Raw genomic sequence first — 20,831 nt, forward strand, 5'->3', positions numbered from 1 at the left:
ACAGCAAATCGTGGAGCGCTTGGCACATCGGTTGCACCTGTTCAGCCCACAGCCTTATCAGTAAGGGCGAGGACTCTTGTGAACACTGTACCCCGAGCAACGCCCCTGGCCTGGGTCAACGGCAGCGACGCGCCGGAAAAAACCAGCCTGAACATCGGCTACATGGCCCTGACCGACTGCGCCTCGGTCGTGGTCGCCGCCACCCAGGGTTTCGCCCAGCAGCACGGCCTTACCCTCAACCTCAAGCGCCAGGGCTCGTGGGCCGGGCTGCGCGACAAGCTGGTCAGCGGCGAGCTGGACGCCGCCCATTGCCTGTATGGCCTGGTCTACGCCGTGCACCTGGGCATTGGCGGCGTACCCGCCAGCGACATGGCCGTGCTCATGGGCCTGAACCAGAACGCCCAGGCTATCAACCTGTCACCGGCCCTGCAGCGCAAGGGCGTGACCAACCCTGAGGCACTGGCGCGCCTGGTGCACCAGCATGGCGCACGCCTGACGTTCGCCCAGACCTTCCCCACCGGCACCCACGCCATGTGGTTGTATTACTGGCTGGCCAGCCAGGGCATCCACCCGCTGCGCGACGTCGACAGCGTCGTGGTGCCACCGGCGCAGATGGCTGCACACCTCCAGGCCGGGCGCATTGACGGCTTCTGCGTCGGCGAGCCCTGGGCCGCCGACGCGGTGGCCAAAGGCCAAGGCTTCACCCTGGCCACCAGCCAGTCGATCTGGCCGGATCACCCGGAAAAGGTCCTGGCCTGCGCCCGCGTCTTTGCCGAGCAATACCCCAACAGCGCCCGTGCGCTGATCAAGGCGATCCTCACCGCCAGCCGGTTCATCGAGCAAAGCCCGGAAAACCGCCGCAGCACCGCGCAACTGCTCAGCGCAAGTGCCTATCTGGACACCCCGCTGGACAGCATAGCCCCCCGCCTGCTCGGCCACTATGAGGATGGCCTGGGCAACCAGTGGCAAGACCCACACGCCCTGCGCCTGTTCGACCAAGGCCGGGCCAACCTGCCCTACCTGTCCGACGGTATGTGGTTCATGACCCAGTTCCGCCGCTGGGGCCTGCTGCGCGAAGACCCCGACTACCTCGGCGTGGCCCAGCAGGTCCAGCAACTGCAGTTGTACAGCGAGGCCGCACACAGCCTGGGCATCGCTTGCCCAGGCCAACCGATGCGCAGCAGCCTGCTGATCGATGGCTCCCGCTGGGATGGCAGCGACCCCTTCGGCTATGCCCGCAGTTTCAGCTTGCATGCCTTGGGTGACTTGCCCGATGCCCGTGTCGGCGCGTGAGGGGGACGAACATGCTGCGCATCCTGCTGATCGACGACACCCAGAGCAAGCTCGGCCGCCTCAGGGCGGCGTTGAGTGAGGCCGGCTTCGAGATCATCGAAGCCCCAGACCTGACCATCGACCTGCCCGCCTGCGTCGAAACGGTGCGCCCCGACGTGGTATTGATCGATACCGACTCACCAGACCGCGATGTGATGGAACAGGTAGTGCTGGTGAGCCGTGACCAGCCGCGGCCCATCGTGTTGTTCACTGACGAGCACGACCCCGGGATGATGCGTCAGGCGATCCAGGCCGGGGTCAGCGCCTATATCGTCGAGGGTATCCATGCTGCGCGGCTGCAGCCGATCCTGGACGTGGCCATGGCCCGCTTCGAGAGCGACCAGGCACTGAAGGCGCAGCTGCTGGCGCGCGACCAGCAACTGGCCGAACGCAAGCGCATCGAGCAAGCCAAGGGTTTGCTGATGAAGATGAAGGACTGCAACGAAGAGCAGGCCTATACCCTGATGCGTCGCCAGGCCATGAGCCGGCAGCAGAAGCTGATCCAGGTGGCCGAACAGATCATTGCCATGCATGAGATGCTCGGCTGATGCGCTGAAAATCTCAAGCCAGCCCCACCAGAAGTTGGCCCATCTCTTGCTCAACAAAACTCACCGGTAGCCAACGGCGGTTACCCCACTTGAATCCCGACAAAGACGTCGCTCTCCCCTCCACGCCCGTGGAGCGGGTAGCGGCGTTTTTTTCGTTCCGTTGTACTACCGAGTGAGGTGTTCGATGAGTACCAGCTTCTGGAAATCCGGGCATGTGCCCACGCTGTTCGCCGCATTTCTGTATTTCGACCTCAGCTTCATGGTCTGGTATCTGTTGGGCCCGTTGGCGGTGCAGATTGCTGCCGACCTGCAACTGAGCGCACAACAACGGGGCCTGATGGTGGCCACGCCGATCCTGGCCGGGGCGATCCTGCGCTTTGCCATGGGCGTTCTGGTCGACCGCCTGTCGCCCAAGACGGCTGGCCTGATCGGCCAGGTGGTGGTCATCGTCGCCCTCGCCGCAGCCTGGTACCTTGGCGTACACAGCTATGAACAGGCCCTGCTGCTCGGCGTGTTCCTGGGCTTTGCCGGTGCGTCCTTCGCCGTCTCGCTGCCGCTGGCCTCACAGTGGTACCCGCCACAGCACCAGGGCAAGGCCATGGGCATCGCCGGCGCCGGCAACTCCGGCACGGTGTTCGCGGCCCTGCTGGCACCGGCACTGGCAGCGGGCTTTGGCTGGAACAATGTGTTCGGCTTTGCGCTGATCCCGCTGTCACTGGCGCTGGTGGTGTTCGCCCTGTTGGCGCGCAATGCCCCGCAACGGCCCAAGCCAAAAGCCATGGCCGACTACCTCAAGGCACTGGGCGACCGTGACAGCTGGTGGTTCATGTTTTTCTACAGCGTTACCTTCGGCGGTTTCATCGGCCTGGCCAGTGCCCTGCCCGGCTACTTCAGTGACCAATACGGCCTGAGCCCGGTCACCGCCGGCTACTACACCGCCGCTTGCGTGTTCGCCGGCAGCCTGATGCGCCCGCTTGGCGGCGCCCTGGCTGACCGTTTTGGCGGCATCCGCACCCTGCTGGGCATGTACGGCGTCGCCGCCATCTGCATTGCCGCCGTCGGCTTCAACCTGCCCTCTGCCGCGGCCGCACTGGCGCTGTTCGTCAGCGCCATGCTCGGCCTGGGTGCCGGCAATGGCGCCGTGTTCCAGCTGGTGCCCCAACGCTTCCGCCAAGAGATCGGGGTAATGACCGGTCTGATCGGCATGGCCGGTGGCATCGGCGGCTTCCTGCTGGCGGCCGGGCTTGGCACCATCAAGCAGCACACTGGCGACTACCAACTGGGGCTGTGGCTGTTCGCCAGCCTGGGCCTGCTGGCCTGGTTCGGCCTGCACGGGGTGAAACAGCGCTGGCGCACCACCTGGGGCTCGACTGCAGTCACTGCAGCGCGGGTCTGAGGCACGCCGATGAGCCTGCAACTGAGCTTTGCCCAGGCCAGCGCCACCGGGCCGCGCGCGGAAAACCAGGACGCCCTGCGCCTGGTGACACCGGCACCAGAACTGGCCGCCAGCAAAGGCTACCTGTTCGCGCTGGCCGACGGCGTCAGCCAATGTGCCGACGGCGGCCTGGCGGCACGCGCCAGCCTGCAGGCACTGGCCCTGGATTACTACGCCACGCCGGCCACCTGGAGCGTGGCCCAGGCCCTCGACCGTCTGCTGCTGGCGCAAAACCGCTGGTTGCGCGCCCAGGGCAGCGGCCAGCCGTTGTTGACCACGCTTAGCGCGCTGGTGTTGCGCGGCCGACGCTTTACCCTGGCCCATGTAGGCGACTGCCGGGTGTACCGCTGGCACGGGGGGACGCTGCAATGCCTGAGCGAAGACCATGTCTGGGACCAACCGGGCATGCAGCATGTACTGAAACGGGCACTGGGCCTGGACCAGCACCTGCTGGTGGATTACCTGGAAGGCGAGCTGCAACCGGGCGAATGTTTTCTGCTGCTCAGCGACGGGGTCTGGGCCAGCCTGGGCGAACAGCACATCCAGGCCGTGCTGCGCGAGCAAACTGACCTGCAACTGGCCGCCGACACCCTGGTGGCCAGTGCGCACCTCAACGGCAGCAAGGACAACGCCAGCGCCTTGCTGGTGCAAGTCGAACAACTGGGCACGGCCAACCTGGGCGATACCCTGGCGCAACTGCAACAATGGCCAGTGCCCGGCCCGCTGCGCGAAGGCCAGGTGATCGACGGCTGGCAGGTCGAAACACTGCATGCGCACAGCCGCCAGTCCTTGCTGTACAAAGTGCGCGATAGCCAGAACCAGCCTTGGCTGCTCAAGACCCTGCCCCCGGCACGCGAACAGGAACCGGGGGCGGCACAAGGGCTGTTGCTGGAAGAGTGGTTTCTGCGCCGCATCGCCGGCCGGCACTTCCCCGAGCTACACACCGCCAGTCAGCGCCTGCACCTGTACTACGTGATGCGCGAATATCCCGGCCAGAACCTGGCGGCGTTGCTGGCCGAACAAGGCCCGCTACCCTTGCCGCAATGGCTGGAAGTCGCCCGGCAACTGCTGCAGGCAGTCGGTGTGCTGCATCGGCGCAACTTGCTGCACCGCGATATCAAGCCAGACAACCTGCACCTGGGCCGTGATGGCCAGCTGCGCCTGCTGGACTTCGGCCTGGCTTATTGCCCGGGCCTGTCCGAAGACCCGCTGCACGAGCTGCCCGGCACGCCCTCGTACATCGCCCCGGAAGCATTCGACGGCCACCCACCCAGCCCGCGTCAGGACTTGTATGCAGTGGGCGTGACCCTGTACCACCTGCTGACCGGACACTACCCGTACGGCGAGGTAGAGGCCTTCCAGCGCCCGCGCTTCGGCCAGCCGGTCAACGCCGCGCGCTACCGACCCGACCTGCCGGAATGGCTGCAGCACAACCTGCTGCAGGCTGTGGCGAGCGACCCGGCGCAGCGCTTCGAAACCGCCGAACACTGGTTGCTGCTGCTCGAGCGCGGCGACCGCCAGGAACTGCCCAGCCGACCCCGGCCGCTGCTGGAGCGCGAGCCGCTGAAGGTGTGGCGCACCCTGGCCCTGTTGTCGTTGCTGATCAATCTGATACTGCTGTTCACCCTGCTCAAGGGCTGAACGCGCCTTGCCGATGAGGAAACCCTGATGAATGCAAAAGTATGGCTGGTCGGTGCCGGCCCTGGTGACCCTGAACTGCTCACCCTCAAGGCCGTGCGTGCGTTGCAGCAAGCCGCCGTGGTCATGGTCGACGACCTCGTCAACCCGGCAGTGCTCGAGCATTGCCCGCAGGCCCGGGTAATGACCGTGGGCAAGCGCGGCGGCTGCCGCTCTACACCGCAAGCGTTCATTCAGCGCCTGATGCTGCGCCACGCGCGACAGGGCCGTTGCGTGGTGCGGCTCAAGGGCGGCGACCCTTGCATCTTCGGCCGTGGCGGTGAGGAGGCACTGTGGCTGCAGGGCCATGGCATCGAGGTGGAGGTGATCAATGGCATCACCGCCGGCCTTGCCGGAGCCACGCAGTGCGGGATCCCCCTGACTTCACGGGGCGTGAGCCGAGGGGTGACGCTGGTGACGGCGCACACCCAGGACGATAGCGAGCTGAACTGGGCGGCCTTGGCTCAGGGCGGGACAACGCTGGTGGTGTACATGGGGGTGGCGCGGCTGGAACAGGTGCGCCAAGGATTGCTGGCAGGGGGCATGGCGCCGGGAATGCCGGTGGCGATGATCGAAAACGCCTCGCTGCCGCAGCAGCGGGAGTGCAGAAGCGATGTGCAGGGAATGGTGGAAGCTGCGCGGGCGTTTGGCTTGCGTAGCCCGGCAATCCTGGTGATTGGAGAGGTGGTGGGAGAGCAACAGGCTGTGGGGCGGATCGCAATCGCAGGCTAACAGCAGGAACAGCCTTCGAGGCCGGTTAAACCCCAGGCAAAGAAAAACCCGGCCGAGGCCGGGTTTTTCATGAAGCTTCAAACCAATTACTTGGCCTGGGCTTCTACCTGAGCTTCAACGCGACGGTTGACAGCACGGCCTTCTTCGGTGGCGTTGTCAGCAACCGGACGGGTTTCGCCGTAGCCAACCGAGTCAACACGGCTGGATTCTACGCCGTACTGCTGGGTCAGCACTTGCTTGACAGCGTTGGCACGACGCTCGGACAGCTTCTGGTTGTAAGCGTCTGGACCCACGGAGTCAGTGTGACCTTCAACCACGGTGGTGGTTTGTGGGTACTGCTTCATGAAGTCAGCCAGGTTTTTGATGTCGCCGTAGCTGTTAGGCTTGACGACCGACTTGTCGAAGTCGAACTTGACGTCCAGCTCAACGCGAACGACTTCGGCAACAGCCGGGCAGCCGTCGGCGTCAACGGTAACGTTGGCCGGGGTGTCTGGGCACTTGTCGACGTTGTCGCACACGCCGTCGTTGTCGGAGTCGGAGCAGACTTCAGCAACTGGAGCAGGAGCAGCTTCAGCTTGCTTCGGGCTACCGCCGAAGTTCAGGCCAACACCAACGCTCGGGGCCCACTCGGTGTCGCCCTGGTCGATGTTGTACTGAGCTTCTACGCCGGCACGGGCATAGAACATGTCGGTGATGTACCACTTGGCGCCAGCGCCAACGTTGGCGAAGGTGGAGTGGTCACGACCGCCACGGCCGGTCTGGCCCAGCGACTGGTGCGAGAAACCAGCGGAAACGTACGGACGGATGGCGTCGTACGGGTTGTTGAAGTGGTAAACGGCGTCCAGGGCGGTGTTCGAGCCCTTGATGTTCTTGCCGTCTTCGCCACGAGCGTTGTGCACTTCGTCGTAGCCCAGACGCAGCTCAACGTCGTCGGTCAGGAAGTAACCGATCGAGCCGCCGAACAGGTTGCCGTCGTTCTTGAAGTCGCGCTGGCTGTCGAAGAATTCTTTCTTGTAGAAGATTTCAGTCTCGACGGCGCCTTGACCTTGTGCCATAGCGCCAATCGAAGTGGCGGCTACAAGCGAACCAATGGCCAAGCCCAAGGTGTTTTTCAATTTCATCCGTTAAATCCCCATCTGGTGATAGTTAAGCAGTCCCACCACAAACAAGAGGGACAACTCGACGGCGAGTCTAGCAGAACTCGCCGGTTCGTTAGAGATATTTGCACGCCACTAAGTTTCATCAAGGCCGGCAAATTTCTCCCGAAGCTTGTCTAGCGCGCGCTTGTAACGCATTTTCGTCGCGCTCAGGCCCATGTGCATGATGTCGGCAATTTCCTGAAACTCCAGCTCTGCGACAAAACGCAGCACCAGAATTTCCCGGTCAATCGGGTTCACATGCACCAGCCACTTGTCCAGCCCGCCTTTTTCTTCCGGCTTTGGAGCCTTGTCTTCGGACGCCTCTTCAACAGGGTCCAGACTCAAGGCATCCATCAACCGACGTTTGCGACGCTCCTTGCGGTACTGGGTAATGCACTCGTTGTAGGTGATGCTGTAGAGCCAGGTCTTGAACTTCGACTTACCCTCGAAGTTTTTCAGCCCGTACAGCACTTTCAGCATCACTTCCTGACAGACATCGTCCGCGTCACGGTCGTTCCCCAGATAACGCGCACAGACGTTGAACAGGGTCCGTTGGTAGCGCCGCATGAGCTCTTCATAGGCGCGAGTAACGTGGTACAGCTCCTCATGCGAACGCGCCACCAACTCTTCGTCTGTGAGCTCGCGGGGGTCATAGCGCATGGGCGGCGAATGAACTTTATTCAAAACGGATCTGGCCGACAGTCAGGTCAATGTCGCCGCGCGACCCCGTGGGTCGAATTTCGCGGCGGCATACATTAACAGCTTTTGTGCGGTTAGCGGCTATTGACGCGCTGTTCAAGCAGCTCGCGGTTAGACAGCGACACCAGTTCGCCATCATCGGTCAGCAGCGTCGTCTTCACCGTACCGATCTCCTCGATATGCCCTTCGACCTCTCCAATCCGCACCTGCTGGCCCACTTGGTACAGCTCGCGCACGTAGATGCCGGCCAGGATCTGCCCGGCAATTTCGCGACTGCCAAGGCCCATGGCCAAGGCAACGGCCAGACCAACGGTAATCAGCCCGATAACGATGACGTGGTTCAGCAGGTCGGTTTTCACTTCCAGCTGGCTGATGGCCACCGAGATGCTGATGATGATCACAAGGCCTTGGGTGATACGCCCCAGGCCTGCCGAGTATTCCAGGCCGATACCTTCGGCAGCGCCACGCACCAGGCCGTTGGCCACCTGCGCCAGCAGCACGCCGGCCAGCAGCACCAGCGCCGCGCCGAACACCTTGGGCAAGTACAGGGCGAGCATGTCAAGGGTTGCCGAAACCCGCTCAAGGCCAAGCGATTCGGCGGCCGAGACCAGGAAGATGAGCAGCACGAACCAGTAGACGATCTTGCCGATCAGGGTCGAGATTGGCACCTGGATGCCGCCCCGACCGAGCATTTTGGTGAGGCCCGTACCGGCCATCAGGCGGTCCAGGCCAAATTTGGCCAACAGTTTGGACAGCAGCGTGTCGAGCAGCTTGGCCACCACGAAACCGAGCAGCACCACGACCAGCGCGCCGAACAGGTTGGGGATGAAGTTCGCTACCTTGGTCCAAAGGGCAGTCATCGCGGTGACCAGGCTCTGGGTCCAGAGATCGAGTTCCATATTCAATCGGCCTTATCTGCTTTGCTGCCGGGGGCAGCGTTGCGGGAAGAGTGTCGACGCACCGGCGCAACATGCGCCGAGCCATTGTTCACAGCAATCAGCAGCGCCTGGCTCCAACGGCCAAGCAGGCTGAACAGATCACCCGCGCCAACCTGGCGGTTGGCGGTTTTCAGCACGCGACCCAGGCAAGCGGCGTCGTCCCGGTCGTCCCGGTCATTGCCGGAGGGTGACGCCTTGAGCAGGTCGCGCAGGGATTCTTCAAACGGATCGTGCATGGGCACCTCGCGCAGTGTCAGCAAGAGACGAGACGGCCGGGCGACGGGTCACACATCCTGTTGGCACGAAGGTTTCAAATTGCACCGCTATACCCATCGCAACCGCCGGAACAGCCACCACTGCCCCACGGCCAACCCCAGCACGACGATGCAGGCGAACAGGAAGCCCAAAGGGTTTTCCGCCCCGGGGATGCCGCCGACATTGATGCCCAGCAGCCCGGTGACAAAGCTCATGGGCAGGAAGATGCAGGTGATGATGCCAAAGCGGTACATGGTGCGGTTCATCCGCTCGCTGCGCCGCCGGTCCTCGCTTTCCAGCACCAGCGCAGCGCGTTCGCGGGCCAGTTCCAGCTCTTCGAGGTAGCGGATCAGGCTGTTGTTGAGTTCATTCCAGTAATCGGCGTCGGCATTGGCGAACCAGCTCCATTTGCTGCGCGACAACTGCGCGTAGATTTCCCGTTGCGGGGCGAGAAAGCGGCGCAGGCCAGCGGCACGGCGGCGGATCTGCTGCAGGCTGCCCTGCTCCGGGGCATACCGCTCGTCGGATTCGACCTTTTCTTCCTCCAGGTCGACGAGCTCGGCCAGGTCGCTGACCAGGCCCTGGACCTTTTCGGTCAGCAACTCGCCCATCAACAGCAACAGTTCCGAGGCCGATTTCGGTCCCCTGCCCTGTTCCAGCAACTGGAGAATTTCATCGCTGGCGCGCAACGGCCGCAGGCGCAGCGAGATAACCCGCTGCGCCTCGGCGAAGATGCGCACCGAAACCATGTCTTCGGGCTCGGCACCCGGGTTGAGGTTGACCCCCCGCAGGAACAGCAACAGCTGTTCGTCCGCCATGGGCAGCAGGCGCGGCCGGGTGTTTTCTTCCAGCAGCAGCTCGCAGGCGAACTCGCTCAGGCCGCTGTCGTGCAGCAGCCAGGAGCGGGTTTGCGGATGGCTGCGATCCCAGTGCAGCCACAGGCTCTGCTCCGGTTGCAACTGCAGGTCGTCCAGTTCGGTACGGGCAATCGAGCGCGCGCCGCCTTTGCCATCGAGCACCAGGGCATGCACCAGCCCCCACTGCGCGTTGTCTTCCTCGAACATCAAAGCTCCATCAGCGCGTGCGGCGCATTACTCCGGCATTTTCAGCGGGCTCGGCGAGACCAGCACGCCATTGTTGTCGGCATACACATACTCACCCGGGCGGAAGGTTACCCCGGCGAAGGTCACCACCACGTTGAGATCGCCAATACCCCGCTTGTCAGTCTTCATTGGGTGGCTGGCCAGCGCCTGCACGCCAACGTCGGTCTGGATCAGCACGTCGACATCACGCACGCAGCCGTAGATCACCAAGCCTTCCCAACCGTTTTTTGCGGCTTTTTCGGCGAGCATGTCGCCGAGCAGCGCACGGCGCAGCGACCCCCCGCCATCGACCACCAGCACTTTGCCCTTGCCGTCGAGTTCGACCTGCTCCTTGACCAGCGAATTGTCCTCGAAACACTTGATGGTAACGATCTGGCCACCGAACGAATCGCGGCCACCGAAATTGCTGAACATCGGTTCCAGCACTTGTACCAGGTCCGGGTAGGCGTCACACAGGTCGGGCGTTACGTAATGCTGCATGGGAAGCTCCTGTCAGTCACAACGAAAGCGGGTATCGGCCAAGGCTACACCTTGGAGGCTGTCGCAGTCATCCGGGACCGGGCAGTCATTTGTATTCATCCTGCACCGGGCCTTCCACGCGTGACCCGTTCCTGCACAGGAACGCGCCGTTATCCAGGTGTAGGAGCGGGTTTACCCGCGAATACGGTAGCGGCAGCGACAGTGAACGGCGGGTGGAAATTGGCCAGCAGGGCCGGCCTCTTCGCGGGTAAACCCGCTCCTACACGACGGTCTGTGTCCAACCCCCGATGTGTGTCCACCACCAATCCGGTGTAGGAGCGGGTTTACCCGCGAATACGGTGGTGGCGGCAACGGTGAACGGCCGGTGGAAATTGGCCAGCAGGCCCGGCCCTTTCGCGGGTAAACCCGCCCCTACGACGGCCTGTGTCCAACCCCCGATGTGCGTCCACCACCAATCCGGTGTAGGAGCGGGTTTACCCGCGAATACGGTGGCGGCGGCAACGGTGAACGGCCGGTGGAGATTGGCCAGCAGGCCCGGCCCTTTCGCGGGTGAACCCGCTCCTACACGCGGCCTGTGTTCTACCACCGATGTGCGTCCACCACCAATCTGTGTAGGAGCGGGTTCACCCGCGAAGAGGCCATGACAGGTACAGCAAACTCAGCTGGCAGGCACAGGTTCCGCAACGACAGTGGACGCATGCACCGGCAGCAGCGGGTTGCGCAGCCAGCGCTCCACCAGCGGCCACACCTGCACCTGCGCGGCCTTGCTCACCAGCATGTCGACATGCCCAAAGGCCTCGAAACCTTCTTCACGACCCAGCCGCAGGAACTGCTTGCGCTCGCCGCCCAACTGCTCGAACAGCTTGCGACAGGCCCACACCGGGTCCTGGAAGTCCCCTGCACCGGCCACTGCCAGCAGCGGTACATCCACTTCAGCCAGCCCTGCCCACCAATCGTTCTGCTTGTCGCCAAAGCGCCCGAACAGGCCGTGCCAGCGCATGCTCTCCAGGGCGAGGCCTATCGGCTCGTCTTCAGGCCCACGCTTGAAACGTGGCCCGGATATCTGTCCCCAACGCTTGAGCACCAGCTTCGCGCCCCAAGCCAGCGGCGGCACTTTCAATGGCCAATAGACACGGCTGATCTGGGTACCGAACAACGCCACACTGGCGACTTGCCCAGGCTCCAGGAAGCCGCCACCCAGTGCTGCCGCCAATGTCGTCCCCCCCAGCGAATGGCCCACCCAGTGCGGCGCCTGGCCCGATTGCTCGCGCACGAAGGCGTTGATCAGCGGCAGGTCATCACGGGCGTAGGCAGCAACACTGTTGTGCTTCCAGGCAAGGTTGCGCGGCGACAAGCCATGGCCTCGCATTTCCGGGATCCAGACATCGAAACCGGCGCGCGCAAGGTAGGCGCCCAGGCCAACCCCTTTGGGCGAATACCAGAAGCGCCGATTGGAAAAACTGCCGTGCAGGAGAATGACCGGCACGCCTTGGGCCTGCCCTTGGTCGGCCAGTCCCAGACGGGTGATGGCGAGCTCGACGCTGGGGTCCGGGCCATTACCGGCCTTGATCCGATACACGTCTTCGCTGAGATCGCCGCGGCGCTCGGCACTGAGCAGGGCCACGGGAAATAAAGTGCTGCTGCTTTGCATAAGGTTGCTTGGTGCACAAAAAAGGGCGGGGTCCATTGCTGGAGCTCGCCCTGGAAAAAACCAGGCAGGAGGGCGCCAGACGCCCCCCCGCGTTTACTGCATCAGGCCGCGCCTTGGCCTTCGGCCAGGAAGAACCAGGTTTCGAGTACCGAGTCCGGGTTCAGCGACACGCTTTCGATGCCCTGCTCCATCAGCCACTTGGCCAGGTCCGGGTGGTCCGATGGGCCTTGGCCGCAGATGCCGATGTACTTGCCAGCCTTGTTGCAGGCGGCAATGGCGTTGGCCAGCAGCTTCTTCACCGCAGGGTTACGCTCGTCGAACAGGTGGGCGATGATGCCCGAGTCACGGTCCAGGCCCAGGGTCAGCTGGGTCAGGTCGTTGGAGCCGATCGAGAAGCCGTCGAAGTATTCCAGGAACTCTTCGGCGAGGATGGCGTTGGACGGCAGTTCGCACATCATGATCACGCGCAGGCCGTTGTCGCCGCGGGCCAGGCCGTTTTCGGCGAGCAGGTCGACGACCTGGCTGGCTTCGCCCAAGGTGCGCACGAACGGCACCATGATCTCGACGTTGGTCAGGCCCATCTCGTTGCGCACGCGCTTCAGCGCACGGCATTCCAGCTCGAAGCAGTCACGGAACGATTCGCTGATGTAGCGCGACGCACCGCGGAAGCCCAGCATCGGGTTTTCTTCTTCCGGCTCGTACAGCTTGCCGCCGATCAGGTTGGCGTACTCGTTGGACTTGAAGTCCGACAGGCGCACGATGACCTTTTTCGGGTAGAAGGCCGCCGCCAGGGTGCTGATACCCTCGACCAGCTTCTCGACATAGAAGCCGACCGGGTCGTTGTAGCCGGCAATGCGCTTGTCGACGCTGTCTTTCAGGTCGGCAGGCAGGCCCGCGTAGTTCAGCAGTGCCTTGGGGTGCACGCCGATCATGCGGTTGATGATGAACTCCAGGCGTGCCAGACCGACACCGGCGTTGGGCAGCTGGGCGAAGTCGAAGGCGCGGTCCGGGTTGCCGACGTTCATCATGATCTTGAACGGCAGTTCCGGCATGGCATCGACCGAGTTCTGCTTGATGTCGAAGCCCAGCTCACCTTCGAAGATGAAGCCGGTGTCGCCTTCGGCACAGGAAACGGTCACGCCCTGGCCGTCTTTCAGTACCTGGGTAGCGTTGCCGCAACCGACTACCGCCGGAATACCCAGCTCACGGGCGATGATCGCCGCGTGGCAGGTACGGCCACCGCGGTTGGTGACGATGGCACTGGCGCGCTTCATCACCGGTTCCCAGTCAGGGTCGGTCATGTCGGAGACCAGTACGTCGCCCGGCTGGACCTTGTCCATTTCCGATACGTCGTTGATGACGCGAACCTTGCCGGCGCCGATACGCTGGCCAATGGCACGGCCTTCGACCAGCACGGTGCCTTTCTCTTTGAGCAGGTAGCGTTCCATGACGTTGGCGCTGGAACGGCTCTTCACCGTTTCAGGGCGGGCCTGGACGATGTACAGCTTGCCGTCGTCACCGTCCTTGGCCCACTCGATGTCCATCGGGCGCTGGTAGTGCTGCTCGATGATCATGGCCTGCTTGGCCAGCTCGCTGACCTCGGCATCGGTCAGGCAGAAGCGTGCGCGCTCGGCGCGGTCGACTTCGACGGTCTTGACCGAACGACCGGCCTTGGCCTCGTCGCCGTAGACCATCTTGATCGCCTTGCTGCCCAGGTTACGGCGCAGGATGGCCGGGCGGCCGGCCTGCAGGGTGTTCTTGTGCACGTAGAATTCGTCAGGGTTGACCGCACCCTGCACCACGGTTTCGCCCAGGCCGTAGGCGCCAGTGATGAACACCACGTCGCGGAAGCCCGACTCGGTGTCGAGGGTGAACATCACCCCGGCAGTGCCGGTTTCCGAGCGGACCATGCGCTGCACGCCGGCAGACAGGGCCACCAGCTTGTGGTCGAAGCCCTGGTGCACGCGGTAGGCGATGGCGCGGTCGTTGAACAGCGAAGCGAACACTTCCTTGGCCGCGCGGATCACGTTATCGACGCCGCGGATGTTGAGGAAGGTTTCCTGCTGGCCGGCGAACGAGGCGTCCGGCAGGTCTTCAGCGGTAGCCGAGGAACGCACGGCAACGGCCATGTTGTCGTTGCCGGCGGCCATTTCGGCGAAGGCCGTACGGATTTCCGAATCCAGGCGTGGCGGGAATTCGGCTTCCATGACCCACTGGCGAATCTGCGCGCCGGTCTTGGTCAGGGCATTGATGTCGTCAACGTCCAGCGCGTCGAGCGCGGCGTGAATGCGGTCGTTCAGCCCACTCTGCTCGAGAAAGTCACGGTACGCCTGAGCCGTAGTGGCAAAGCCGCCCGGCACCGACACGCCGGCACCGGCGAGGTTACTGATCATCTCGCCCAGGGATGCGTTCTTGCCCCCCACATGCTCCACATCATGGACGCCGAGCTTATCGAGGGAAACTACGTACTCTACCAAGGTGATCTCTCCACTAACTGTGTTGGAAAAGCTCAAAAGGCGCCCGCCTGTCTTCTATGACTTGGCCGGGCGTTTGTGGCCTGTACCTGGAAAATAGGCGCTGCAAATGTGGCAGAATGTCGACAGCCGCATTCGGCAAACCGAACTTATCATATCCAAGAATCGTCATCAGCTTAAGGCCCAGATCGCAAATGAAACGAACCGCGTTCTTCATCTCCGACGGCACCGGTATCACTGCCGAAACCCTGGGCCAGAGTTTGCTCGCGCAATTTGAGAGCATTCCCTTCAACAAATTCACCCGTCCTTACATCGATTCGCCGGACAAAGCGCGGGCCATGGTCCAGCAAATCAACGCTGCGGCCGAGCGGGATGGGGTCCGCCCGATCATCTTCGACACCATTGTCAACCAGGACATCCGCGAGATCCTGGCGACGTCGAATGGCTTCATGATCGACATCTTTTCTTCGTTTTTATCCCCACTTGAGCAGGAATTGATCGCCCATTCGTCGTATTCCGTGGGCAAATCCCACTCGATCGGCGGCAATTCAAACTACATGGAACGCATCGAGGCGGTGAATTTCGCCCTGGATAACGACGATGGTGCACGCACCCACTACTACGACAAAGCCGACCTGATTCTGGTTGGCGTGTCGCGTTGCGGCAAAACCCCAACCTGCCTGTACATGGCCATGCAGTTCGGCATCCGTGCCGCCAATTACCCGCTGACCGAGGACGACATGGAGCGCCTGCAGCTGCCGGCGGTGCTGAAAAAGCACCACAGCAAGCTGTTCGGCCTGACCATCGACCCCGACCGCCTCACCGCCATCCGCCACGAACGCAAGCCCAACAGCCGTTATTCCAGCTTTGCCCAGTGCGAATTCGAAGTGCGTGAAGTGGAAAGCCTGTTCCGCAGGGAGAACATTCCCAATATCAATTCCACGCATTTTTCGGTGGAAGAGATTTCCGCCAAGATCCTGGTCGAAAAAGGCGTGGAGAGACGGTTCAAGTAACAGCCCCGCCCCCCCTGTAGGAGCGGGTTTACCCGCGAAAGGGCCGGCCCTGCTGGCCAATCTCCAGCGGCCGTTCACCGTTGCCGCCGCCACCGTATTCGCGGGTAAACCCGCTCCTACACGGAGGAGAAAACGCATCAGGGGTTGGACCCAGCTCGGTGGTTTGGCACAGGTCGCTGTAGGAGCGGGTTCACCCGCGAAAGGGCCAGCCCAGGCATACAAAAAAAGCCCCGGCATCACTGCCGGGGCTTTGTTTTACCTCACCAGAAGGCTCAGGACGGCACCACCGCTGCCTGCCCGCTCATGGCCAGGTCGACCAGCTCGCGGTTGGCCACCGCGTACATCGCATAGTCAGTGCCCGTGGCATTGCGCAGGTCGTCGAGCATGGCGCGCCAACGCTCCACCATTCCCCGATGCTGCTCTGACCACAGCGCCACGCGGGCATCCATGTCTTGCGGTGCATCGGCCATCTGCAGGACCGAAATGGTGATCGCCCGCTGCTGCAAGTCGATATCGTCGCGGAATGCCTCGCGCGCCAGCGCCTGCCAGTTGTTTTCCACCGGCAGGTTGCTGATTTCCTGCAGGTACCAGGTCAGGTCCAGCGCGCTGCCCACGGCGAAGAATGCCTTGGCCACCTGCGCAGGCTCATGGCCGGTAACGTCGGCCGCTTCAATGATCGGCAGCAGGGTGTACAGGTGGCTGGTACCCGCCACCATACGCGCCAGCAACTCCGGCACACCGGCGTCGACAAAGCCTTGGTAGCGCACCATCCAGCGTTCGCGGGTGGGGCCTTCGAGCAGCTCATCCAGCTTCAGACCCAACTGCGCAATCTTCGGCCCGAAGTGCGCGGTATCGCGCCCGGCGTCCTGTTCGTTACGGCGGCTTCGCAGGAACCAGCGGGTGGCACGACGACCCAGGCGCATCAGCTCGTCCATCAGGGTAAGCTGGATTTCCGCCGGCACCTGATAGTCCAGCGCCTCGATCTGGCGGAACCAGTGCGGCAGGTGGAAGATGTCGCGCACGATCACGTAAGCACCGGCCACGTTGGCCGGGCTCATGCCGGTCGACTCCTTCAGGCGCTGGACGAAGGTGATACCCATGTTGTTGACCAGGTCGTTGGCGATCTGGGTGCTGACAATTTCGCGCTTCAGGCGGTGGCGGCGCATGGCCTCGGCGAACTTGCTGACCAGGGACGGCGGGAAAGCGGTTTCCATGTCACGGGTCAGGTAGTCGTCGTCCGGCACCAGCGACTTGAGCAGTTGCTCCTTGAGGTCGATCTTGCTGTACGAGATCAGCACCGACAGCTCGGCGCGGGTCAGGCCGTGGCCGGCAGCCAGGCGTTCGGCCAACTGCTCTTCGGACGGCAGGAATTCGATGGCACGGTCCAGCTTGCCCCGCGCCTCGAGGTCGGCCATCAGGCGCTTGTACTCGGCAATCCGCTCGCGGGCGCGGCGGGCAGCCAGCGACAATGCCTGGGTTTGCTTGTAGTTGTTGCCCAGTACCAGCCCGGCGACTTCGTCGGTCATGCTGCCCAGCAGCTGGTTGCGCTGCTTCTCGGTCATGTCGCCACCCTGCACCACTTCGTTGAGCAGGATCTTGATGTTGACCTCGTGGTCGGAGCAGTCCACGCCGCCGGCGTTGTCGATGAAGTCGGTGTTGGTGGCGCCGCCGTTCAGGCCGAACTCGACGCGGCCGAGCTGGGTCATGCCCAGGTTGCCGCCCTCGCCCACTACCTTGCAGCGCAGTTCGTTACCGTTGACCCGCAGCGCATCGTTGGCCTTGTCGCCGACATCGGCGTGGCTTTCAGTGCTGGCCTTCACGTAGGTACCGATACCGCCGTTCCACAGCAAGTCCACCGGGGCCTTGAGCAGCGCGTTAAGCAGCTCGGTCGGGGTCAGGCGGTCGGCTTCGATGGCGAAGCGCTCTTTCATCTGCGGGCTGATGGCGATGCTCTTGGCACTGCGCGGGAAGATCCCGCCGCCTTCAGACATGATGCTGGTGTCGTAGTCGCTCCAGGCCGAACGCGGCAGGTCGAACAGGCGCTTGCGCTCGGCAAAGCTGGTGGCAGGGTCGGGGTTGGGGTCGATGAAGATATGCAGGTGGTTGAACGCGGCCACCAGTTGCAGCTTGTCGGACATCAGCAGGCCATTGCCGAACACGTCGCCGGCCATATCGCCCACACCAATGACGGTGATCGGGTCTTCCTGCACGTTGATGCCGCGCTCGCGGAAGTGGCGCTGCACGCCCACCCAGGCACCGCGTGCGGTAATGCCCATCTTCTTGTGGTCGTAACCGGCCGAGCCGCCGGAAGCAAAAGCATCGCCCAGCCAGAAGCCGTAGTCGATGGCAATGCCGTTGGCGATGTCGGAGAAGGTCGCGGTGCCTTTGTCGGCCGCTACCACCAGGTACGGGTCGTCATCGTCATGGCGCACCACGTTGGCCGGCGGCACCACGCCACCGTCCTTGAGGTTGTCGGTGATGTCGAGCAGGCCGGAAATGAAGATGCGGTAGCACGCCACGCCTTCGGCGGCAATCTCGTCACGGCTGCCGCCCAGCGGCAGGCGACGCGGCAGGAAACCACCCTTGGCGCCGACCGGCACGATGACCGAGTTCTTCACCTGCTGGGCTTTCACCAGCCCCAGCACTTCGGTACGGAAGTCCTCTTCGCGGTCGGACCAGCGCAGGCCACCACGGGCAACGTTGCCAAAGCGCAGGTGCACGCCCTCGACCCGTGGCGAATAGACGAATATCTCGAACTTTGGCACCGGTTTGGGCAGTTCGGGGATCAGCTTGGGGTTGAACTTGAAGCTGAAGTACGACTTGTTCTGGCCGTTTGCGTCGGGCTGGTAGAAGTTGGTACGCAGGGTGGCCTTGATCAAGTCCAGGTAGCGCCGCAGGATGCGGTCTTCGTTGAGCACCTGCACGTCATCCAGGGCGCTCAGGATGGCCTGTTCCAGGCGCTGCTGCTTGTCGTCAAGGTCGTCCTGGGTAAGCTTGCGCGCCAGGTAGAAGCGGGTCTTGAACAACCGGGTCAGCTCACGGGCGATGTCGGTGTGGTTGTTCAGGGTGCTGGCGATATAGCCCAGATCGAAGCCCAGACGGATCTGTTTCAGGTAACGGGCGTAGGCACGCAGCAAGGCCACGTCGCGCCACGGCAAGCCGGCGGTGAGCACCAGGCGGTTGAAAGCGTCGTTCTCGGCATCACCACGGACGATGTGGATGAAGGCGTCCTGCAGGGTGTCGTTGAGCTGCTGGATGTCCAGGCTCAGGCCTTCGCTGTAGGTGAAGGCAAAGTCGTGGATCCAGTATTCGCGGCCATTGGCATGGCGCAGGCGGTACGGGAACTCGCCGAGCACGCGCAGGCCGAGGTTTTCCAGAATCGGCAGCACGTCGGACAGCGCCAGCGGGGTGTCGGCGTGGTACAGCTTGCAGTGCAGGATGCGCTCGCCCACCTGGGTCAACGGCTGGTAGAAGCTCATTGCCAGCGGCTTGCTTTCCGACAGGTTCAGCACATGCTGCAGATCGACCACCGCCGAGTGCGCGGCGAAGCGCTCGCGGTAACCGGCCGGGAAGCCTTTGGGGAAATCGGCGAGGATGTTGGTGCCCTGGGCTTCGCCGAAGTTCTCCACCACCAGTGCCGAGTAGTCGTCATGCCACGAGCGGCAGGCCTGGATGACTTCGCGTTCCAGCTGCTGCGGGTCGATGTCGATACGGTTCTTGGGGTCGACCCGCAGGATCAGTTGCACACGGGCCAGTACCGATTCGGAGAAGAAGGTCCAGAACTCGCAGTCGCTGGCCTTAAGGCGCTCCATCAGCACCTGCTGGATCTTCTGCCGCACTTCGGTGGAGTAGATTTCCCGCGGGACGTAGGCCAGGCAGTAGCAGAAGCGGCCATACGGGTCTTTGCGCAGGAACACGCGGATCTTGTTGCGCTCCTGGATCTGCACGATTGCCATGACCGTGCTGAACAGCTCGTCGATCGGCGTCTGGAACAGGTCGTCGCGCGGCAGCACTTCCAGCACCTGGGCCAGTTCCTTGCCCAGGTGGGCCTTGGGATCGAAGCCCGAACGGCGCTCGACTTCGGCCACCTTCACGCGGATGTACGGAATGGCATGCACGCTTTCGCCATACACCGACGAGGTGTACAGACCCATGAAGCGGTGCTCCTTGATGACCTTGCCGTCGGCGTCCAGCTGGCGGATCGACACATAGTCCGGGTAGGCCGGGCGATGCACGCGGCTGGGCAGCGCAGCCTTGGCGAACGACAGCAGCAGCGGCTCGTTGAGGTAGGCCACAGCGTAGTCTTCGATGCGCAGCTCTTCTGCGGTCAGGCCCACGCGCAGACGGCGCGGCAAGCCGAGGAACGACTGCTCGTCGTAGACCATCTGGCCGCCATCGGCGTCGCCCTTGACGGTGAATTCTTCATAGCCCAGGAAGGTGAAGTGGTTATCCAGCAGCCACTCGAGGAAGGCCTTGACTTCGCCCTTCTCGTTTTGGGCAGGACCAAAGCCGGTCTGTTCCACCTGCGCCACCACTTCACGCAGCTTGGCCTTCATCGGCTCGAAGTCGGCCACCACCACCCGTACCTCGGCCAGCACCTGCTCGATCTCGCGGGTCAGCACTGTCAGCTCGGCGGCATTGGCGCAGCGGTCGATCTCCAGGTACATCAGTGACTCGTAGCGCACGCCCTCGCCCTGGGTGCCCTTGGGCAGCAGTTCCAACAGCTCGCCCTTGGCGCCACGGCGCACGCTGAGCACGGTGGTTTGCAGGGTGTGGATGCTGTAGCCACGGCGGTTGAGCTCGGTACGCACCGAGTCGACCAGGAACGGCAAGTCATGGTGCAACACTTCGACCACGGTATGGGTCGACTGCCAGCCATTGCGTTCGTAATCAGGGTTGTACACCCGCACTTGCGGGTATTCGGGGTCGAAACGCTCGATGATGCGCCAGGCTGACAGGGTGCAGCCGGCCAGGTCGGAAAGCCTGCGCTGGGTGAGTTCGTCCAGAGAGATGATGCCGAAGAACTGCTCGGCGAACAGCGCCACTTGTGGCAGGGACTGCTCGCTGATGTGCTGCGCCAGGGCCGCTTGCAGTTGATGCTGGAAGTCGGCTTTGCTGGCTGCGGTGAAGAACGCCATCTGTGGTACTCCGCTTGGGCTTTGTAATAATTGAAGCGTCGCTGCGTGCGCCGTGTACGGATCAACGATAGCCAACCCGTGGCATGACGGACGGTAAAAACCAGACGTTGAACGTGCGCAGGCACGCCCAGGGCTCGCCGAAGCTTAACGACTGATCGGTCATCTACGCTTGCAGCGCTGCGACAATTTCGGTCAAGGGGCGGTAACTTTACGTTTA

The 20,831-nt window shown here is 63.0% G+C and carries 15 protein-coding genes; 6 read left to right on the top strand and 9 right to left on the bottom strand.

Features of this window, described 5'->3' with window-relative positions; all coding sequences use genetic code 11:
* Positions 1–78: 78 nt before the first annotated feature.
* From REH59_RS19980 to cobA, 5 genes are all read left to right on the top strand, one after another.
* Positions 79–1,293 (top strand): CmpA/NrtA family ABC transporter substrate-binding protein, encoded by a 1,215-nt coding sequence (locus tag REH59_RS19980; protein ID WP_014860780.1) that lies wholly within the window; start codon positions 79–81, stop codon positions 1,291–1,293.
* 11 nt (positions 1,294–1,304) lie between these two features.
* Positions 1,305–1,880 (top strand): ANTAR domain-containing response regulator, encoded by a 576-nt coding sequence (locus tag REH59_RS19985; protein WP_003248677.1) that lies wholly within the window; start codon positions 1,305–1,307, stop codon positions 1,878–1,880.
* 184 nt (positions 1,881–2,064) lie between these two features.
* Entirely contained in the window at positions 2,065–3,276 is a 1,212-nt protein-coding gene (locus tag REH59_RS19990; RefSeq protein ID WP_003248674.1) for a nitrate/nitrite transporter, read from the top strand.
* A 9-nt stretch (positions 3,277–3,285) separates the two neighbouring features.
* Positions 3,286–4,956, top strand: a complete 1,671-nt coding sequence (locus REH59_RS19995) for a bifunctional protein-serine/threonine kinase/phosphatase (protein WP_014860781.1) — start codon at positions 3,286–3,288, stop codon at positions 4,954–4,956.
* A gap of 27 nt (positions 4,957–4,983) precedes the next feature.
* The gene (cobA, locus tag REH59_RS20000; RefSeq protein WP_003248669.1) at positions 4,984–5,724 is read left to right on the top strand and encodes a uroporphyrinogen-III C-methyltransferase; all 741 of its coding nucleotides are present in this window, start codon (positions 4,984–4,986) and stop codon (positions 5,722–5,724) included.
* Positions 5,725–5,810: 86 nt separating this feature from the next.
* Here the strand turns inward: cobA and REH59_RS20005 are convergent, their stop codons facing one another.
* From REH59_RS20005 to ppsA, 8 genes are all read right to left on the bottom strand, one after another.
* Positions 5,811–6,845 carry an OmpA family protein gene (locus REH59_RS20005; RefSeq protein WP_010953090.1) on the bottom strand — a complete coding sequence of 345 codons (1,035 nt, stop codon included), beginning with the start codon at positions 6,843–6,845 and terminating at the stop codon, positions 5,811–5,813.
* A 111-nt stretch (positions 6,846–6,956) separates the two neighbouring features.
* Positions 6,957–7,523: an RNA polymerase sigma factor SigX gene (gene sigX, locus REH59_RS20010; RefSeq protein ID WP_003248665.1), complete on the bottom strand. Its 567-nt coding sequence runs from the start codon at positions 7,521–7,523 to the stop codon at positions 6,957–6,959.
* 113 nt (positions 7,524–7,636) lie between these two features.
* Positions 7,637–8,461, bottom strand: coding sequence for a mechanosensitive ion channel family protein (locus REH59_RS20015; RefSeq protein WP_003248659.1), 825 nt, complete (start codon positions 8,459–8,461; stop codon positions 7,637–7,639).
* Positions 8,462–8,463: 2 nt separating this feature from the next.
* Complete coding sequence (locus REH59_RS20020) at positions 8,464–8,736, bottom strand: hypothetical protein (protein WP_003248657.1); 273 nt, start codon at positions 8,734–8,736, stop codon at positions 8,464–8,466.
* Positions 8,737–8,823: 87 nt separating this feature from the next.
* The gene (locus REH59_RS20025; RefSeq protein ID WP_003248655.1) at positions 8,824–9,819 is read right to left on the bottom strand and encodes a zinc transporter ZntB; all 996 of its coding nucleotides are present in this window, start codon (positions 9,817–9,819) and stop codon (positions 8,824–8,826) included.
* A 27-nt stretch (positions 9,820–9,846) separates the two neighbouring features.
* Positions 9,847–10,338, bottom strand: a complete 492-nt coding sequence (gene rraA, locus REH59_RS20030) for a ribonuclease E activity regulator RraA (protein WP_003248652.1) — start codon at positions 10,336–10,338, stop codon at positions 9,847–9,849.
* A gap of 658 nt (positions 10,339–10,996) precedes the next feature.
* Positions 10,997–11,989: an alpha/beta fold hydrolase gene (locus tag REH59_RS20035; protein WP_014859063.1), complete on the bottom strand. Its 993-nt coding sequence runs from the start codon at positions 11,987–11,989 to the stop codon at positions 10,997–10,999.
* 101 nt (positions 11,990–12,090) lie between these two features.
* Complete coding sequence (gene ppsA, locus REH59_RS20040; protein ID WP_019752139.1) at positions 12,091–14,466, bottom strand: phosphoenolpyruvate synthase; 2,376 nt, start codon at positions 14,464–14,466, stop codon at positions 12,091–12,093.
* A gap of 191 nt (positions 14,467–14,657) precedes the next feature.
* Here ppsA and ppsR point away from each other — a divergent pair, with 191 nt between their 5' ends.
* Complete coding sequence (gene ppsR, locus REH59_RS20045; protein WP_003248634.1) at positions 14,658–15,476, top strand: posphoenolpyruvate synthetase regulatory kinase/phosphorylase PpsR; 819 nt, start codon at positions 14,658–14,660, stop codon at positions 15,474–15,476.
* 272 nt (positions 15,477–15,748) lie between these two features.
* Here ppsR and REH59_RS20050 read toward each other — a convergent pair whose 3' ends face one another.
* Positions 15,749–20,614: an NAD-glutamate dehydrogenase gene (locus REH59_RS20050; RefSeq protein WP_014859061.1), complete on the bottom strand. Its 4,866-nt coding sequence runs from the start codon at positions 20,612–20,614 to the stop codon at positions 15,749–15,751.
* Positions 20,615–20,831 lie beyond the last annotated feature (217 nt).

Origin of the sequence: Pseudomonas sp. BO3-4 (genome assembly GCF_034044115.1) — a bacterium.
GTDB classification, from domain to species: domain Bacteria; phylum Pseudomonadota; class Gammaproteobacteria; order Pseudomonadales; family Pseudomonadaceae; genus Aquipseudomonas; species Aquipseudomonas alloputida.

Bases quoted from the DNA above. Each gene is read 5' to 3' on its own strand.
- REH59_RS19985 (WP_003248677.1), top strand. From the start codon at position 1,305: ATGCTGCGCATCCTGCTGATCGACGACACCCAGAGCAAGCTCGGCCGC.
- REH59_RS19990 (WP_003248674.1), top strand. From the start codon at position 2,065: ATGAGTACCAGCTTCTGGAAATCCGGGCATGTGCCCACGCTGTTCGCC.
- REH59_RS19995 (WP_014860781.1), top strand. From the start codon at position 3,286: ATGAGCCTGCAACTGAGCTTTGCCCAGGCCAGCGCCACCGGGCCGCGC.
- cobA (WP_003248669.1), top strand. From the start codon at position 4,984: ATGAATGCAAAAGTATGGCTGGTCGGTGCCGGCCCTGGTGACCCTGAA.
- REH59_RS20005 (WP_010953090.1), bottom strand. From the start codon at position 6,845: ATGAAATTGAAAAACACCTTGGGCTTGGCCATTGGTTCGCTTGTAGCC.
- sigX (WP_003248665.1), bottom strand. From the start codon at position 7,523: ATGCGCTATGACCCCCGCGAGCTCACAGACGAAGAGTTGGTGGCGCGT.
- REH59_RS20015 (WP_003248659.1), bottom strand. From the start codon at position 8,461: ATGGAACTCGATCTCTGGACCCAGAGCCTGGTCACCGCGATGACTGCC.
- REH59_RS20020 (WP_003248657.1), bottom strand. From the start codon at position 8,736: ATGCACGATCCGTTTGAAGAATCCCTGCGCGACCTGCTCAAGGCGTCA.
- REH59_RS20025 (WP_003248655.1), bottom strand. From the start codon at position 9,819: ATGTTCGAGGAAGACAACGCGCAGTGGGGGCTGGTGCATGCCCTGGTG.
- rraA (WP_003248652.1), bottom strand. From the start codon at position 10,338: ATGCAGCATTACGTAACGCCCGACCTGTGTGACGCCTACCCGGACCTG.
- REH59_RS20035 (WP_014859063.1), bottom strand. From the start codon at position 11,989: ATGCAAAGCAGCAGCACTTTATTTCCCGTGGCCCTGCTCAGTGCCGAG.
- ppsR (WP_003248634.1), top strand. From the start codon at position 14,658: ATGAAACGAACCGCGTTCTTCATCTCCGACGGCACCGGTATCACTGCC.
- REH59_RS20050 (WP_014859061.1), bottom strand. From the start codon at position 20,614: ATGGCGTTCTTCACCGCAGCCAGCAAAGCCGACTTCCAGCATCAACTG.